Annotated in this window: 13 protein-coding genes; 9 read left to right on the top strand and 4 right to left on the bottom strand. The window is 53.7% G+C overall.

The window, feature by feature from the left end:
• Positions 1-20 precede the first annotated feature (20 nt).
• Both NSS64_RS24765 and NSS64_RS24760 read right to left on the bottom strand, forming a co-directional pair.
• Entirely contained in the window at positions 21-452 is a 432-nt protein-coding gene (locus tag NSS64_RS24765; RefSeq protein WP_340944771.1) for a hypothetical protein, read from the bottom strand.
• On the bottom strand, positions 452-655 hold the full coding sequence (locus tag NSS64_RS24760; protein WP_036730779.1) for a helix-turn-helix transcriptional regulator: 204 nt from the start codon (positions 653-655) through the stop codon (positions 452-454). Before NSS64_RS24760 ends, NSS64_RS24765 begins: the two co-directional genes overlap by 1 nt.
• Before the next feature lie 33 nt (positions 656-688).
• Here NSS64_RS24760 and NSS64_RS24755 point away from each other — a divergent pair, with 33 nt between their 5' ends.
• The 4 genes from NSS64_RS24755 to NSS64_RS24740 all read left to right on the top strand — a co-directional run bounded on the left by NSS64_RS24755 (position 689) and on the right by NSS64_RS24740 (position 4,744).
• Positions 689-943 carry a hypothetical protein gene (locus NSS64_RS24755; RefSeq protein ID WP_341141862.1) on the top strand — a complete coding sequence of 85 codons (255 nt, stop codon included), beginning with the start codon at positions 689-691 and terminating at the stop codon, positions 941-943.
• 73 nt (positions 944-1,016) lie between these two features.
• Complete coding sequence (locus NSS64_RS24750; RefSeq protein WP_341141861.1) at positions 1,017-2,564, top strand: GGDEF domain-containing protein; 1,548 nt, start codon at positions 1,017-1,019, stop codon at positions 2,562-2,564.
• Positions 2,554-3,492: a phosphotransferase family protein gene (locus NSS64_RS24745; protein ID WP_341141860.1), complete on the top strand. Its 939-nt coding sequence runs from the start codon at positions 2,554-2,556 to the stop codon at positions 3,490-3,492. The genes NSS64_RS24750 and NSS64_RS24745 overlap by 11 nt, the downstream gene beginning before the upstream one ends.
• Positions 3,493-3,574: 82 nt before the next feature.
• Positions 3,575-4,744: a DUF4317 domain-containing protein gene (locus tag NSS64_RS24740; protein WP_340756912.1), complete on the top strand. Its 1,170-nt coding sequence runs from the start codon at positions 3,575-3,577 to the stop codon at positions 4,742-4,744.
• Between the two features lie 272 nt (positions 4,745-5,016).
• On the opposite strand, the gene NSS64_RS24735 is transcribed toward NSS64_RS24740, so the two are convergent.
• Entirely contained in the window at positions 5,017-5,619 is a 603-nt protein-coding gene (locus NSS64_RS24735; protein ID WP_341141859.1) for a DUF4304 domain-containing protein, read from the bottom strand.
• 151 nt (positions 5,620-5,770) lie between these two features.
• Here NSS64_RS24735 and NSS64_RS24730 point away from each other — a divergent pair, with 151 nt between their 5' ends.
• From NSS64_RS24730 to NSS64_RS24720, 3 genes are all read left to right on the top strand, one after another.
• Positions 5,771-6,505, top strand: coding sequence for a hypothetical protein (locus tag NSS64_RS24730; RefSeq protein ID WP_341141858.1), 735 nt, complete (start codon positions 5,771-5,773; stop codon positions 6,503-6,505).
• Positions 6,506-6,778: 273 nt separating this feature from the next.
• Positions 6,779-13,090 (top strand): S-layer homology domain-containing protein, encoded by a 6,312-nt coding sequence (locus NSS64_RS24725; RefSeq protein WP_341141857.1) that lies wholly within the window; start codon positions 6,779-6,781, stop codon positions 13,088-13,090.
• 181 nt (positions 13,091-13,271) lie between these two features.
• Positions 13,272-13,694 carry an NUDIX domain-containing protein gene (locus tag NSS64_RS24720; RefSeq protein WP_341141856.1) on the top strand — a complete coding sequence of 141 codons (423 nt, stop codon included), beginning with the start codon at positions 13,272-13,274 and terminating at the stop codon, positions 13,692-13,694.
• Positions 13,695-13,701: 7 nt separating this feature from the next.
• Here the strand turns inward: NSS64_RS24720 and NSS64_RS24715 are convergent, their stop codons facing one another.
• Positions 13,702-14,643, bottom strand: a complete 942-nt coding sequence (locus NSS64_RS24715; protein WP_341141855.1) for an AraC family transcriptional regulator — start codon at positions 14,641-14,643, stop codon at positions 13,702-13,704.
• A 194-nt stretch (positions 14,644-14,837) separates the two neighbouring features.
• Here NSS64_RS24715 and NSS64_RS24710 point away from each other — a divergent pair, with 194 nt between their 5' ends.
• Together NSS64_RS24710 and gnpA are read left to right on the top strand one after the other, a co-directional pair.
• On the top strand, positions 14,838-15,857 hold the full coding sequence (locus NSS64_RS24710) for a glycoside hydrolase family 88/105 protein (protein ID WP_341141854.1): 1,020 nt from the start codon (positions 14,838-14,840) through the stop codon (positions 15,855-15,857).
• 12 nt (positions 15,858-15,869) lie between these two features.
• Positions 15,870-18,041, top strand: coding sequence for a 1,3-beta-galactosyl-N-acetylhexosamine phosphorylase (gnpA, locus tag NSS64_RS24705; RefSeq protein ID WP_341141853.1), 2,172 nt, complete (start codon positions 15,870-15,872; stop codon positions 18,039-18,041).
• Positions 18,042-18,107 lie beyond the last annotated feature (66 nt).

The following is an 18,107-nucleotide window of genomic DNA, read 5'->3' as shown; positions in this document are numbered from 1 at the left end:
ACAGTCAGAACGGTCGCCGCTCACATCTCCCGATCATACTTGAACCGGTAATAGATGCCGTATCCAATCGTGAACAGGTAGCCGAATACCAGTAACAGCACAACGGTGAGTTCAGTTTCCATCAAGGCAAAGGCGAGCATTAAAGCCCCGAATACAAAAACCATCATATCATAGGCCTTCGCCTTCGCCCGGGTTGCAATGGCGATATTGCGCTCATCGTTCTTGTTGATCTCCATCTGCTTGGCGATGGCGGGGCTATTCTTCAATGCGCGCTGTCCGATGAGTTCCCCCATCCCGCTGCCGAACAGGCCGGAGCCCAGTCCGATACAGATAAAGGGCAGTGTCCGCAGCACCCCCTCAGGCTCTTGAACTGTTCTAATGAAGTACAGACTGCCTGCCAGCAGGACTACACCTGCAATAACCAGAAGATAAGCCGAGACGGATTTCTTCATCAATTCTCTTCCTCCTCATAAATAAAAATCTCCTCAATGCTGAGTCCGAAATAACGGGCAATCTTGAACGCGAGCAGGATGGACGGGTTATAGCGGCCGTTCTCCAGTGAACCTATCGTCTGCCTGGACACCTCAAGCGCCGCTGCTAATTCCTCCTGCCTGATTCCGCGCTGCTTGCGTAATTCTTCCAAACGGTTGTTCATGGAATCACTCTCTTCATGGAAAGTTAACTTTACATGGATAGTGTATCGCATGACGTTCCAAATGTAAAGCTTGCTTTCCGTTTTCAGGTGAATGGAGAGGTTGGTCACTCCCTATATGCGAACGTCCGTGCTACAATTTTTCTTGTTAATATATGTAAGGCGGTGCAAGCCGGGAAGGTGGCAGCCTGCGATACCCATGCTAACCTGCGTAACCGGAATGAAGCGTATGATCTGCTGTTCCGCAGCCAATACGACGCCTTAAGCCATACCGCAGAACTTGTTCATTGACGGCGTCTCCGCCCGGTAATATATTAAAATTAAGATTAACTATGTCCGTGACAGACTGTAGAGGAGAAGAGAAATGAGCCCGACCCATGTATGGATACCTGTCGTATTTTATTGGCTGCCGATGCTCTTCTTTTTCTACATGGGAATGGATGTGCTGCTGCGCAACCCGCGGAAGATTGAACATCGTCTGGTAAGCGCTACAATTCTGTGCTATTTCCTGATGTTCCTGGAGGAGTACTTCCGGTATATGCTGCCAATGGAATATAGTCCGCTGCTGGCTGCGGTCTGGTTCGCCAATGCGGGTATCCTTATTCCAGGGCTGGGCTTCCATCTGATTGCCCGGTTAATCGGCTTACATAAGCGGATGCCCCGGCCATGGTACCCCTATCTGTTCCACATATTAACGCTGGCCATTCCGGCGGGACTCATTGGTCAACGCTCCTATACCTCCGTCCAACTGTTCACGGTATCCGGGGTGTGGAAGTGGCCGGTGGCCAATACAGCCTATTACGGGACCTTGACGGCAAGCCTGTTGCTTAGCTTAGTCCCCATCGTCATGCTGCGAAGTAGGCGCAAGTGGAGTGCCGCAGATCCTGCCTATCAGGAGCATGACGGTATCTTCAGGCTGCTGGAGTATGGCTCCTGGGTGACGTTCCTCTGGGTAGCGGTGTTCGGCTATTTCCGCTTCAATGAAGTGCTTCCGCCTTATACGTATATCTACGGAGGGCTGATCTGGTGCTTCGTGCTGCGGCTGTCCATGCAACGGTATGAGTTCCTTAATCATTCAGGACAGCGCTACAAGAAGATGTTCCAGATCAATTCGCAGGCTGCGCTGCTCGTCTCGTTGTCCGGCAGCATTAAGGAAGCGAATCCGAGTGCCGGTAAGATGTTCGACCGTCTGTCTCTGGGGAAGGCTAACCTTGCTGATCTGGGCGGTGCGGGGATCGTAGCGAAGCTTAAGGCACAGGACGATATCGGTGAGCTGGAAATGGTGCTGTATAACGGGGACAGTCTGATCGAGGTAATGATTAACGGAGACTATGTGACCGTGGACCATGAGCTTCATGCCGTCCTGCTCATCCGCGATATCCGGCTGCGGAATCAGCATGTGCGGCAAATTGCCTTCATGGCCTATCATGATCCGCTAACCGGGCTGCCGAACCGCAGGCAGTTCTACGATAAGCTGGAGGAGGCACTTGCGGAAGCCGGGCAGACCGGCGGGGAGCTGGCGATCCTGCTGCTGGATCTCGACCGGTTCAAGCAGGTGAACGACCGCTGGGGGCATGAGGCCGGAGATCAGATGTTATGCAAGGTAGCGGCTATGCTCCATCAGCTGGTCCAGCCGGACGGGCTTGCGGCCCGCTTCGGCGGCGACGAATTCGTGCTGTTCTGCCCCGTGGCCCGGGGCGGGCTGACCGCAGCAGAGCTGGAACACCGGCTGCTGGCGGCGGCTGCACAGGCCACGCTGGATTATGAAGGCGAAGAGCTGAAGATCGATATGAGCATCGGCATCAGCTTGTATCCGCAGGACGGAACGGCTCCGGATGCTCTTTTGCGCCAAGCCGACAAGCGGATGTATGCGATCAAGCGGGGAGAGGCGGAGGGAAATCATGAGATTTGAGATTGGCGGGGGGATGGAGTGCATTGAGCAGACTGTGCGGCAATTCCTGTCTGATAAGGCAAAGGTCCTTGATATCGACAGCACTCCGCTACACTCTGGCTATCAGGCGGTGGATTTATTCCGGCACAGGATTCTCGTGGAGATTGAAGGCAGACAAGAGTATAGCTCTGTGATTACCAAAATGGCGAATGGAATTGAACGGCGGGTAATGCACCGGTTATTGGATCAGGGGGCTAACGTCCCTTTTAATAGAGCGGGTAAACTGGATTCGGACCATCGGGTGCTCCTATGTATTCAGGACGTAGATTATAAGACGAATTATCAGAATCTGGATATTGGGATGCTTCAGCACAAGGAAATGCAGGCGCTGGCTTATATTCATAACCGTAATCGCGGATTGCATGAGGAGCTATCCTGGCTCCCCCGCGTTAACCGTGCATATATAGAGACTATAATTCATGGAGTATGGGGACCCGCATGGGAAGAGGCCAAGCACAATGAACGGTTCGTGGAGACCTTCGGGACGTATATGTCTGAGATCGACGCCGTATCGGGGAAAATCGTGGACGAGCTTGAAGCCGTCTGGAAGGATGAGACCACTCACACGCTTATACATAATGATCTGAACCCCGGAAATGTACTGGTACACAATAATGATGACGTTATGTTCATTGACTGGGAAGAAGCGCGGTACGGCTCCCTGTTCCTGGACATCCCGATGCGAGTTGACCGGTCTCAGGCTGGAGAATACCGTGAAGTGCTGGCTTCGCTGGGATGGGAGCTTCCTGCGGATACGTTCGGGCAGAGCTATAGAGCTGCTTCGCGGTATCTCGGCCTGCGTTATATGACTTGGAGCCTGGGGGAGTGGCTAAGGGACCCTGGTACTGAGGCGGGGCTGCGGCGGTATTTGGATATGGTTATTGTGTAGTAGAATACTGAACTAGCGAAGGATTATGCTATCGTTTATACTGATACAACCAATTCATTTCATAGGAGCTGTGTCACAACCCATGATCAAGAAAGAAGCCGCACATATACGCAAGCAGTTCAAGATGGACCATGATCAGCTGAATCTGTACGATATTCTGAATGTCTATATTATGAAAGAAACGAATGAAATCTACCACTTCGAACGCCAGCCGTTCGCCATGCTGGAACGCGAGAAGCAGGAGCTATATATGAGCAACTTCCGCAAGCTGCTGACGGGCGAGCTGGACCAGAAGTTGTTCGAGCTGAAGTTCCTGGAGGAAGCGGAGGAGCCGTCGCAGGTGATGCTGCACCAGGGGCTGATAACCGGTGACCCGGAGGAGTGGCAGGACCTGATGCTCATGCTGGTGGACAAAATGCTGGTGGATGCCAAGTATGAGAAGGATGCCGTAGTCACGTTCGTGCGGGGGCAATACTTCCGGCCGACCAAGGCGCGTAATGACGAAGCTGAGGAGACCGGCAAGGACGAGGTATTCGCGCATCCGTTCATTCTGTGCAGCGTGAATTCCACGGAGCAGCAGCGTAAGACGCTTTTGTTCGATTATGTGGAGCGGGAGTTCAAATACAATATCATGGTTGATCCTATCATCAAGCTGAGCACGCCGGAGCAGGGCTTCTTCTACCCGAGTGTGACGGACAACTATTCGGATATCAACCGTGTGCTCTATTGCACAGGGAGTTCGAATAACCCGAATGCGCAATTTATCGAGCAGGTTCTCAATGCGGAGCGGTCGGTGACGGCGCTGGAGGAACGGTCTATTTTTGAGGACATCGTGAAGGAAGTGGCGGGCGAACAGATCGATGTGGCGACCATTGCCCAAGTGTACGAGGAGATTCATCAAGTGATTGAGGACAACGCGGAAGAGGAAGAGCCGCCGAGGCTTGATTACCGCGATGTGGAGCGTGTGCTGAAGGCCAGCGGCGTGGAGGATGTGACGGCGGAGAAGGTGGAGCGCGCGTTCGAGACCATTGTGGACAATAAGCACTATGAGCTGAAGGCCAGCAGCGTCATCCCGAAGTTCACCTCCAAGTCGATCAAGATCGATACGAAGGTCGCTTCCATCACGATCAGCCCGCAGGACTTGAGATATGTACGGCAGGTGAATTACCAGGGCAAGCGCTGCATCATGATTGAGATTGATGAGGATGCGGTGATCGAAGGTTTCACGCTGCTGACGGAGAACTTATCCTAACCTGAACAGATGTATATTGAAAAAGGGCTATCCCGATGTCTCCTTACGAGAGCGGGAAGCCCTTTTATTTGTGGAGGGTGGGTGCGAGTACGCACGGCCCAACCTATGCCACAACAAACCTGCCTTTCAAGGCACAACGCCAGCATGAAAATGAGTAGCGGGAGTTTATCGCAGGTTGTACCAAACGTATTTTCACAGAAAAACAACCACAATTGGACCGTGTGCGCCGGGCAGGCGAAATGTAGTCGGAAAACCGACTATAATGCGCTGCGCTAGGAAGGGCTTCCGTATTTCTCCCAGACCGCTGCATACTTCTTCTCCAAGATCCCCCAGCGCTTCTCGGCGCCGTATTTCGCTTGGAGCTGCTTCAGGTATTGCTCCGCAGTCTCTGTATCCCCAGTATCCAGCAGGAACCCGAAGGTCTCCTCACTTAAATGCAGTGCTGTCCGCTGCATATAGTATTCAATAATGGCCCTGGCATCGGTTAAGGTGTACAAGAATTGAAGACCCTGATCCAAGTGGAGCAGCAGGTCTGCCGTGAACTTGTCCACATCTACCTCCGGCGTCAGGAAGTAGCGTTCCGGGGCGGCGGGGACGATGTTCCCGATCCGGGTATAGAAGTGAGCCAAGCCCAGAGACACAGCAGGCCTATATTGCGCAAGCTCTTCGGAATGAATACTGTAATTTACATAGAAGCTGAGTTGCTTGTGTGTATTGTACTTATATTTCTGAATATTGATTTTATAGCTGAGCTGGCCCTCTGTTTTGTAGAAATTCAGATCCTTTGTACGATAATCCTGTGCGGCGAAAAAAGGTTTGACGTCTTGCTTGATGATCTGCTTGAACAATTCCTTCATATCTACCAATTCATTCATAGTAAATAAATCCTCCTTCACCTGGGTTGATAATAGGCTGCATATTATAACATGTGGCCGACAGCTATAATTGTACTATAAACAGGATCGCCTCAAATGACTTCATTCTGGGTAAATATAGGATAGGAGGCGGGAAAGGAGAATGGATTAAGTGATGAAGAATGTTAAGATTCTATTGTTTTTCTTTGGGTTTGCGGCTGTGCTGGTGCTGCTGTTTGGATGGGGGCTGCCGGTAGTTTTTCAATTTTTTCTACATAACGATTACATAAGAAGTCTGACGTTGCTGGTTGTGTTCAGTATTGTGGTGTTAGTCAAAAGGTTGAATTGGTCCGCTTATTTGGTCTTTGCCGTCGCCCTCTTCTCGTTCTTGGGCATGATGATCGACACAGCCGGGAACCCCTTAACCAACAAGCCGCTGGAATGGATCGTCTCACCTATAGGTCAATTGCAGCTGAACCAGGATGTTAATAATTATGCGCCAGGCCAATACGTCATTTCGGATAATCTCGCCATTCTGAAGCCAGGTGGGAAGGTAGTCACGCTAAGTACCATATGGTTGTACCTGTACCGTTTGGCCCAGTATATGGTGCTCTATTCGCTTGTAGGTACTTTGCTCGCAGCAGTCCGGGGGAATAAGCCGGAGCGCTGGCCGGTGCCTGCCGCGGCTGTTGACGAGGCGTTGACGCCAGAGATGGAGCAACGGGTAGCCGCGGAGCTGAAGCGCCGGGAGACAGCAAGCACTTCGTTGAAGGCCGTTCCCGAAGAAGTTCAGGAGCATGTCCGCCAGTTAAAAAAGGAGGGACAGCTCATTTCCGCCATCAAGCTGGTCCGCCAGCATACGGATATGCCCCTTGGTGAAGCCAAGCGGTATGTGGAAGAAATGTAGAAGATATTCATCAGCCCGTTCTGTTCAATCGGCAGAGCGGGCTTTTTTGCGCGCATTTTCGTCTTTTTATTTCTTGCAAGGACTTAATACACATTTATTGTCGGAATATTTAAAAATAATTTGTCGGAATTGTTAACTTAATCGCGAAAAATGTCGATAAACCAGTATGAAAAACTAATGCTTGCTAATGCCGGGCATGTGCAGAGCATGTTCAGAATTTTGCGGAAGCGTTATCAATATTATGGAAATGGTCATTCGACAAGGAGGAAAGCGATGTTTAAGAAATTGGGGAAAATCGGGCTGGCTGTGGTATTGGTGATCGGACTGCTGCCGATGATGTCACTCCGTGTCTATGCGGCGGTGCCGTCGTTCAATGAAGCGGCTGATTTTGTAATTGAGCCTCCGGTTACGTATGCGGCGGGCAAGAATCTGGCGGATGCGCAGGGTCTACAGGATGGAAGTACGGCGGTCCTGCTGAATTCATTCGTCTATCAGGGGAATTCTTACACGGCATCTAACTTTTTGAGAGTCTTTAACAGCGCAGGAACGCTTATGACGGACGTTAACCTGGGCAGCCTGATGGACACCTATTACAAAATGACGTATGTGAGTATGCTTGCACTCAATAACGGAAATTTGCTGATTATGTACAGTAAAAGCGACTCCAGCGAATACAACACGCAGTTGGGCACAGTTACTGAGAGTACGCCAAATGCCTATTTCATGGTGCTGGATAAGAACGCCCAGAAGGTGACCGGCCAGACCCGGCTCAATACCTTCAGTGCGGCCAGTCTGCCGCAGCTAACGCGCTTTATCTCTGCGGCTGAGCTGTCTAACGGCGATATCGCTTTTTCCTGGCAACGAAATGACAATAAAAGCACGGTTACCCGTGTCTTCACTGCTGCCGGCGTACCGGTATCAAGCGAAACCCTGCTGGTAGATGCTAATGCGAGCATGTCCTACGTAGCCGCTGGTGATGGCGTGTATATGGCTGCGTACAATTCGGGACCCTCAAACGATAATATCTATCTGCAGTTATTCAATAACAACGGAACCTCCATAACCACCATTAATGTTGGCGCGAGAACGAATGAGAAGCAGCTATATCTGTCTACGCTGAGCAACGGGAATTTCATGTTCAGTCAATACAGCTGGCAAACCGGAATTACCAGTGTCTCCTTATATGACAATGCGGGGGTAAGCCAAGGCGGATTTAACGTAAATGGTTCGCTGGGCGAGGCATCTGCCGCTGTCTATAAGAAAGGCGCACTGCCGGGATTCGTAACGGTAAGCACGGATGCCGCGTCGAATAAGGCCATTGACGATGCCTATAACTACGGCACAGAGTGGTCGGGAACCCAGTACGCTTACCTGAATTACTATGACAATGATGGAACCCTGCTGTATACAACGGATCAGGCTGTGGCTTCCGCTCCGGCTGTATTTCAGGGATACAATGAAGACACCTGGATGTTCAATGTGGAGTACTATGCGAAGTTCGCTGTATATCCGGCCTTTGGAGACAAGATTGTTTTCATCACAACAGATAACACAGATGCCACTCATTTCCGAATCACCGGCAAGCTGTTCAACAGGGTGGCCTTAACTCCGGTAGTGCTGCAATCGGCAGTAGCAGACGGCGTACCCGGAACAACCACTTCAACGAAGATTGACCTGACCTTTGATGCTGCGATAGCCGGGCTGACGGCAGATGATATCACCATTACAGATGGTACAGGCTCTGCGGTAAAAGGGTCCTTGAGCGGGTCGGGGACGGCCTGGAGCCTTGCGCTTACTTCAGTGACCGGCGAGGGCGATGTATCCGTAGCTGTGAATTCGCCAAGCGGATACACGGTCAGCGGTTCGCCGCTGACGGCAACCGTATCGCTGTTCAAGCCGGCGCTGGAGCCGACTCCGGCAGCGGTGATCGACTATGAGGCCGAGCAGCTGAGCGGTCTGACGGCGAATGGCACGTATACCGTGAACGGTACAGCGGTAACGGCGAGTGCGGCTGGAACGCTGGCGCTGGAGCAGAGTTGGCTGGGAGAGTCCCTGAGTATTGTGAAGCAAGGAAATGCTACGACAACCGTAGATAGTGCGGCGCAGGTGCTGGTCATTCCTTCCCGTCCTGGGGCACCAACAGGTGTGACGGCAACGGATGAACTGGGAATAGAAGCGAACAACGGTACACTTGCGAATGTGAATGCTGCGATGGAGTACAAGCTAAGTACCGGGGGAGTATGGACAGATGTGACCGGTACAGCAGTGACGGAACTGGCTCCGGGTACGTACGAGGTCCGTGTGAAACGGACGGCGTCGTCTTTTGTATCGGAAGCGTATAGTGTAACGGTGAAAGCGTATGTGCCAACGGTAGAGACAACCCCGGCAGCGGTGATCGACTATGAGGCCGAGCAGCTGAGCGGTCTGACGGCGAATGGCACGTATACCGTGAACGGTACAGCGGTAACGGCGACTGCGGCTGGCACGCTGGCGCTGGAGCAGAGCTGGCTGGGAGAGTCCCTGAGTATTGTGAAGCAGGGGAATTCTACGACAACTGTAGACAGTGCGGCACAGATGCTGAGCATTCCATCCCGTCCGGCGACACCGACTGGTGTGACGGCAACAGATGAACTGGCGATAGATGCGGACAACGGAACACTTGCGAATGTGACTTCAGCAATGGAGTACAAGCTAAGTACCGGGGGAGCATGGACGGATGTGACTGGGACATCTGTGACAGGCCTGGCTCCGGGTACGTACGAGGTCCGTGTGAAACGGACGGCGTCGTCTTTTGCCTCGGAAGCGTATAGTGTAACGGTGAATGCGTATGTGCCACTGGTAGAGACCACCCCGGCAGCGGTGATTGACTATGGGGCCGAGCAGCTGAGCGGTCTGCTGGCGAATGGTCTCTATACGGTGAATGGCACGTTATCAATACAGGCGGATGCGGCGGGCAAGCTGGCGCTGGATCGCTCGTGGCTGGGAACCTCCCTGAGCCTTGTGAAGCAGGGAAATACGTCAACGACCATTGACAGTGCGGCGCAAACCGTGAGCATTCCTGTTCGTCCGGCAGCACCTGTCGGAGTTACGGCAACGGATGAGACGGCGATTAACGCGAAGAACGGTACGCTTACGAATGTGACTCCGGCCATGGAGTACAAGCAAGGTGTCGCAGGCGCATGGACGGATGTGACGGGCACACAAGTGTCGGGGCTTGCTCCGGGAACGTACTACGTCCAGATCAAGGCGACTTTGACGGCTTTTGCCTCGGAAGCACAGAGCGTGAATGTGGTGGCGTATGTAGCGATACCGGAAGCGACCCCGGCAGCGGTCATTGACTACGAAGCTGAGCAGTTGAGCGGTTTGACGGCGAATGGCCTGTATACACTGAACGGTACGTTGACCGTAACAGCGGATGCAGATGGTAAGCTGGCACTGGATAGCTCTTGGCTGGACAGCTCCCTGAGCCTGGTGAAGCAGGGGAATGCGTCCACAACCATAGACAGTGCGGCGCAGACTTTGAGCATTCCTGCCCGCCCGGCAGCGCCTGCCGGAGTAACAGCAACGGATGAAACCGCGATTAACGCGAAGAACGGCACGCTCACGAATGTGACAACAGCCATGGAATATAGAAAAGGTACAGCAGGCGCATGGACAGATGTTCCAGGCACCAGCGTAAGCGGGTTAGTCCCTGTTACGTACTATGTCCGTACGAAGGGTACGGTGACAGCTTTTGCCTCGGAAGCACAAGCTGTAACAGTGAATGCCTACGTGCCCACTCTGGAAGCCACGCCAACAGCGGTCATTGACTACGAAGCTGAGCTGCTGAGCGGTCTGACGGCGAATGGCCTGTATACACTGAACGGTACATTGACCGTAACAGCAGATGCAGATGGTAAGCTGGCGCTGGATAGCTCGTGGCTGGGAACCACCCTGAGCCTGGTGAAGCAGGGGAATGCGTCCACAACCATAGACAGTGCAGCGCAGACCTTGAACCTTCCTGCCCGTCCGGCAGCACCTGTGGATGTAGCTTCAACAGACGAAACGGCGATTCAAGCGAAGGATGGCACGCTCACGAATGTGACAACAGCCATGGAATATAGAAAAGGTACAGCAGGCGCATGGACAGATGTTCCAGGCACCACCGTCACAGGCCTTGCACCAGGCGTCTATGATGTCCGCACGAAGGCGACAGCAACGGCGTTCAGCTCCGTTGTGGTGGAAGTGACAGTGAATTCTTTTGCCTCTGAGGCAGAAGTGACGCCTGCGGCGGTGATTGATTACACCGCTGAGCGATTGACAGGTCTGATTCCAGAAGGGGTATACACCGTAAATGGTACGGCTGTTACGGCCACTATGGACGGAATGCTGCCGCTGGACAGCAGCTGGCTGGGAACCACCCTGATTATCGTGAAGACGGGCGACGGGGTGACCACCACCGATAGTGATGCGCAAGTGCTGGGTGTTCCCGCGCGTCAGGCCGCTCCAGTCGGAGTGAGTGTAACGGATGTGACCTATAACGGAGCCAATGACGGAACACTGCAGAATCTGACCGTCCAGATGGAATACCGGATTGGGGACACTGAGGCTTGGACAGAAGTAACAGACACTACAATTACCGGTCTTGCACCAGGCACGTACTATGTGCGGGTGAAGGCTACGTCAACGGACTTTGCTTCTGCTATTGCTCAGGTGACTGTGCATGACTCGGATGCCGTGATCCCGGGGGCTCCAGAAGTAGTGGCGGATGATCTGAACAATACGATTGCGGGCCTGAACACCAGCATGGAATTCTCCGTGGATGAAGGACCCTTCGTTCGTTATGACGGAACCAACCTGCCGGACCTCAGCGGCGAGCATACTGTGAAGGTACGGGTGGCGGCCAGCGGATCGGTTCCGGCGGGACCGGCAACTACGTTGACTTTTACAACGAATGTCTTGATCCCTGCCGGGGACTTGGCTGTGAGTGCCAGTGATCCGAGTGGTGCAGAGAATAACGGCTATACACAAATTAAGGTTACACCTGCACCGGCTGATGGACATAAGCTGCTGTATAAGAATTTTGGTTCTGGCAGCATCATCGTGCCGAATGTGGGAGAGCTCCTGACCGGATACACGCTTATAGGCAGTCAGGGACTGATTCCGGCAGCCGACGGAGATACGATTGGCATTGCTGAGGCAGATGGAGACGGCAAGGTGTTAAAATACGGCAGCGTCATTGCAGTAGTTACGATGACTACTCCGGTAACGCCGACTCCCGATCCGGTTAGCCCGGGAAGCGGAAGTAACCCTAACAGCGGGAGCCCTTCCGGGAATCCGGCCAGTACAGTTACCGATGTGATTGTCCTTGTGAACGGCAAGGAGGAGAATGCAGGCAAAGCAACCACAACGACCATCGGCAATCTCAGAACAACGACCATTGCTGTAGATCCGGCCAAACTTCAGGCGAAGCTGGATGCCGAGGGGAACGGAGCTGTAGTAACTATCCCGATGATGCTGGATTCGAATGTGATTGTCGGCGAATTGAGCGGCCAGATGATCAAGAATATGGAGAATGTGGCGGCCACCCTGGTGCTTCAAACCAGCAAGGGCAGCTATACGTTGCCTGCATCCGAGATTAACATCGGCGCATTGGCCGCAAGATTAGGCAACGGAGTTAAGCTTGAGGATATTACGCTGAGAATTACCATTGGTGATGCTTCGGCTGCCATGAATCAGGTGGTTACCGCTGCGGCAGACAGAGGCGGCCTGACCCTTGCAGCGCCTATCCTGGATTTCACAGTTACTGCTTCTTCCGGAACCTCAACAGTAGAGCTGAGCCGGTTCAATGCATATGTATCGCGGACAGTGACGCTTCCGCAGGGGGTTAACCCGAACCGGCTTACCACGGGTATCGTTGTCGATCCGGATGGAACGGTGCGCCATGTACCGACCAGATTCATTCAGAAGGATGGTAAATATTACGCAGAGATCCACAGTCTGACGAACAGCACCTATTCGGTGGTCTGGCATCCGCTGACGTTCGCGGATGTGGAGAAGCATTGGGCGAAAAATGCAGTGAATGACATGGGCTCCCGTCTGGTCATTAACGGGGTGAACGAATCCACGTTCAACCCGAACGCTGACATCACCCGTGCAGAATTCGCAGCGATCATCGTACGCGGTCTGGGCCTGAAGCTTGGAGAGGGAGCTGCGAAGTTCGCAGATGTTCCGGCGAATAGCTGGTATGCAGCAGCAGTTGGGACAGCGTCCGGGGCGGGGCTGATTACCGGCTTCGAGGACGGAACCTTCCGTCCCGCAGACCGGATCACACGCGAGCAGGCCATGAACATCCTCGCCAAGGCGATGAAGCTGACCGGTCTCGCGGAACAGACGGGCACAGTGGACACCGCAGGCGTGCTTGCAGGCTTCACGGATGCAAGCCGCACGGGAGCCTGGGCGAAGGACAGTCTGGCGCTCGCAGCCTCCGCCGGCTTAATCACTGGCCGCAGCGGCAATAAGCTGGAGGCCAAAGCCAACGTGACCCGCGCAGAAGTGGCGGTGCTGATCCAGCGTCTGCTCCAGAAGTCAGAGCTGATTGATTAATGGTATAAACTAAACTGTACAAACCCCAAAAAGCGGATTCAGGCATAAGCTGAATTCGCTTTTTGGCGTTATATACACTTGCTGATTACCCGGGCGATTGGAAGCCTTGTATTTGCTATATGAGGTCTGGTATTTGCTATAATTGGCTTTAACAGAATTTCCAGGAGAGGGGCATGGCGGTATGTTCATTGTTAACGTAGAAGCAGCAATCTGTAAGGAAGATAAGTGGCTGGTGATAACACGGAGTACCAAAGAAGAGCATGCAGGAGGGACTCTGGCTCTTGTAGGGGGAAAAGTGGATATTGAGGGCAACACGCTCGAAATCCTCGAACGGACGGTGAAGCGCGAATGCGATGAGGAGGTTGGCATCGTGATCAAGGATGCGGTTACTTTTGTATATAGCTCCTCTTTCGTAACTGAGGATGGGCGCCATGTCATCAATATGGTGTTCCTATGTGAATATGACAGTGGTACAGCCACTAACCGGAGTCCTGATGAAGTCGAAGCCGTCCATTGGCTGACCTGCGATGAGATCATGGAGCATCCCCTGGCCCCTCCCTGGACGCAAGAGAGTATAAGAAGAGTAGCGCTGGCAAGAAAATAACCTGCACTCACACCCACCCCGTGAACTCCAGAATACTCGCTTTCGCCGATTGCGCCTCCGACTGCGCACCCTTGCGCCATTCCTTGGGCGGGACGCCCATCAGCTTGGAGAAGCAGCGGTTGAAGCTGGAGATGGAGTGGAAGCCGACCTTCTCCGAGATCTCCAGAATTGAATCCTCGGTGCACTTAAGCTGCTTGCAGGCTTCCTCAATCCGGGTGCTGCTCAGGAAATCCAGGGGGGCGGTGCCCATCGTATCATGGAATTTGCGGCGGAAATGGGTGGTGCTCAAGTGGCACAGCCCGGCCAGGTCATCGATGGTCATCGGCGCCATATAGTTGCGGGTAATATACTCCAGCGCGGGGGCGATAGCGAAGTCACCGAGGAGCGTATGGCCGGCCTCCTGGCCGCTCAAGGCTTCGTTCGTAGAATGGATGCGGAGCAGCTCAATGTACAGGGACAGCAATAAGCCGTAGGTACTCTCCTGATAGTAAGGCTTCTGCTGCTGCAATTCGAGGACGATAGAGGTAGCCAGCGTATAGACTAGAGGGTGCTTGTCTCTGCTCAGAATACAGTTCGCGCCCTGCACTGCCCAGAGATTCGGCTCGAAGCCAGCGTAGGCGCTCTTGAAGGAATGCTGAAACAGATCCTCCGGTGAGAAGAACAGATAGGACCACAGACTGGCCTCTCCCGGCGAACTGTACGTCGTATGGGGCAGATACCGCGGCAGGAAGGTCACATCCCCGGCGGCAAAAGGCACGTTCTCGCCCTTAATCTCCATAATCCCGCTATCTGAATAGCAGATCCCGATCTCCAGGTGGTTGTGGAAATGCAGGTGCTCGCTCTTGATATCGGAGATTTTCCAGCGTTCGCCGCTAAGCAGCAGGACAGGGAACTGGATCGGCAGGCTGTAGTGGCGGTACTCAATGACGGGTTTCTTTTTTCTGGGCATCTTCAGCAGCTCCTGTCCTTCTTGCGTTAGAATAGGAATGAAGAATAAAGGGTCGAAATTGCGCAGTTTTGATATGAATGTGCTTAGATGTAGAACATTTTACTGCTTACAATAGATTCTGTAAAGCGCTTCCAAGCGGATGGACAGATAATAGCTGCCTTCAGAGACGCAGGGAACAGGAGAGGGGAATACACATGCTTCAAGTTAAATATAACCGGGAAGAAATCTTAAGTGTAATCGATAAAGTGGCAAGGAAGACACTGGCGATGGATTTAACATGGGAATGGCCTTGCGGCGTTGCCTATTATGGGGTATCCAGAGCCTACCAGACCACGGGGAACCAGGAGTATCTGAACCAGCTGGTGAAGTGGGTAGATGAATATATTGAGCTGGGGCTGCCCGACTGGACGGTCAACACCTGTGCCATGGGCCATATGCTGATCACCTTGTACGAAGAGACCGGGGACCAGAAGTACTGGGATATTGTCATGAGTAAAATCGGATATATCCGGGAGACCGCGCTGCGGTTCGGGGATCAGGTGCTGCAGCATACGGTCTCGGTGTCCAATGACTTCCCGGAGCAGGCCTGGGCGGATACGCTGTTCATGGCGGCGTTCTTCCTGCTGCGTGTGGGCAGCAAGCTGGAGGATCAGGAGCTGATCCAGGACGCGCTTAACCAGTATTACTGGCACATCAAATATTTACAGGACCCCAGCACCGGCCTCTGGTTCCACGGCTATAACCATGTGAAGCAGGACCATATGTCCGGGCTGTACTGGGGCCGGGCGAACGCCTGGGGAGCCTATACGATGTCGCAGGTGAAGCCGCTGCTTAAGGAGTGGTACCTGTACCCGCAGTGTATGGATGTGGAGTGCTCGCTCCGGGATCAGCTGGCGGCGCTGAAGCTGGTGCAGACGGAGAACGGCCTGTGGCGTACGCTGCTGGACGATGAGGAGTCCTATGAAGAGGTATCGGCATCCTGCGGGATCGCTGCGGCCATGGTGAATAACGGCAATCCGCTGCATACCCGGTATGTGCAAAAGGCCCTGAAGGGCATTCTGGAGAACATCACTGAAGACGGACGCGTATTGAACGTATCGGGCGGTACCGCCGTTATGAAGGACCGTGAAGGGTACCGCCATATTCCCAAGGACTGGACTCAGGGCTGGGGCCAGGGCCTCGCGCTTGCGTTCCTGTCGGATCTGCTGAAATAGGAGGAATTCCCGTTGCCGAAATTATCTACAGGCTCCACAGGAGCTTTTACCCTGCCGGGGGAAGCCGGTTATGAAGCACTGACCTTGAAGCTTGCCGAACGCTGGGGGGCCGATGTCATTCGTGACAGTGACGGTACGCAGTTGTCAGAAGAGATTATTAGTGCCGGTTACGGCATCTATTCGACCCTGTGCATCATCCGCGACCATAACGCTTGGGCGTCGAGGAACCCGGACAAGCTGCAGCAGACCTTCCTGATTACAAGTCCGAAGGTGGCTGTCCAGGATTACATATCCATCTATCTGCTGGAGGATTTCTTCGCAGAGCAATTCAGGGTGAATGATTCCCTTGAGGCATTCAAGTACTGGCAGGTGTACGACCGGACAACCGGGAAGGAGGTGCCGGGGGAGCAGTGGAATTACGACCGGGAATCCGGCAATGTGGTGCTAACCGGCATTACACCTTGGCATAAATATACCGTCAGCTTCATGGCCTACAGGATCTGGGAAGAGATCTCTATGTACAACCACACGACGAATCACTGGGACAAAGAGCATCTGATGCAGATTGATCCGATGTATGAGGGGACCCGGCAGTACCTGCTGGACTGGATGGAGGACTGGTGCGGGGAGCATCAGGCGACGACAGTGGTCCGCTTCACCTCCCTGTTCTACAATTTCGCCTGGATCTGGGGCAGCAGCGGGCAGAACCGCCATCTGTTCTCGGACTGGGGGTCCTACGACTTCACGGTGAGTGCGCGGGGCCTGGATCTGTTCGCGGAGCAATACGGCTATTCGCTGACCGCAGAGGATTTCGTGAACGGCGGCAAATACCGTGTCAGTCATATCCCGGCAGAGCAGCGTAAGCTCGACTATATGGCTTTTATCAACGATTTCGTCATCGGGTTCGGCAAGCAGTTAATTGACATTGTCCATAAGCACGGCAAGCTGGCCTATGTCTTCTACGATGACAGCTGGGTGGGCGCTGAGCCATACAATGACCGCTTCGGGGAGTTCGGCTTCGACGGGATGATCAAATGCGTGTTCTCGGGCTATGAAGCCAGACTCTGCTCAGGGGTGAAGGTGGAGACGCATGAGATCCGGCTGCATCCGTATCTGTTCCCGGTTGGCCTGGGCGGCGCACCCACCTTCATGGAAGGGGGCAATCCCACACTCGATGCGAAGCAATACTGGATTAACATCCGGCGCGCTCTCCTACGTGAGCCGATCGACCGGATTGGCTTGGGCGGCTATCTGCATCTGGTCGAGCCTTACCCGGATTTCTGTGCGTATATTGAGAAGATTGCAGATGAATTCAGGGAGATCAAGGAGCTGCACCGGCAGGGGCAGCCTTATCACATCAAGACTAAGGTAGCTGTTCTGCACTCGTGGGGCAAGCTGCGGTCGTGGACCCTCTCCGGCCACTTCCATGAGACGTATATGCATGACCTGGTTCATATCAATGAGGCCTTATCCGGCTTGCCGGTGGAGGTGCGGTTCATTGATTTCGAGGATATCCGTCAGGGTATCTTGAAGGATGTGGATGTGGTGATTAATGCAGGCAGCGCCGGTTCAGCATGGAGCGGCGGGGACCACTGGAAGGACAGTCAGACAGTGGACGCCTTGACAGAGTGGGTGTATAAGGGCGGCGCGTTCATCGGAGTGAATCAGCCCTCCGCCGTGGACGGCTACGATCACTACTTCCGGATGGCGCATATTCTCGGGGTGGATGAGGATACGGGCGCACGGGTAGCCCATGGCAAATGGGCTTATGAGGTTCAGCCGGTGCAGGGACTGGTGCCGGATGGCGTCAGCCTCACGCCGAAGAACGGGATTTATCTGACCGACGGGGCAGCAGCCGTGATTCGTGAGGCAGAGGGCAAGCTGGCCCTGACGGTGAATAGCTTCGGAAGAGGGAAGGGCATCTACCTGCCGTCCTTTGCCTTCAGCTGGGAGAATACCCGTCTGCTGCTGAACCTGATCCGCTATGCCGGCAATGAGCTGGAGGAGACCCGCTACCTCCCGGATAATCTCTACACCGAGTGCGCGTATTATCCGCAGAGTAAGCGCCTGGTTGTGATCAACAATAGCGGTCAGCCGCAGCTTACCACTATCGAGACGGACTACGGTCCGCAGGTTGTGGAGCTGGAAGCTTTTGATACGGTGATTCGGGTGATTGGGGAATAAGGGGAGGGCGAACTGCGCCTCTGTCTTCGTACCGCTTGCTGCTGAATAACTTGGCCGGGGGCCGGC

This window comes from Paenibacillus sp. FSL H8-0122 (assembly GCF_038005345.1).
In the GTDB taxonomy this organism is placed as follows: Bacteria; Bacillota; Bacilli; order Paenibacillales; family Paenibacillaceae; genus Paenibacillus_AQ.
The sequence above is the reverse complement of the archived record's forward strand: the minus strand, read 5'-3'. Positions and strand labels throughout refer to the sequence as shown.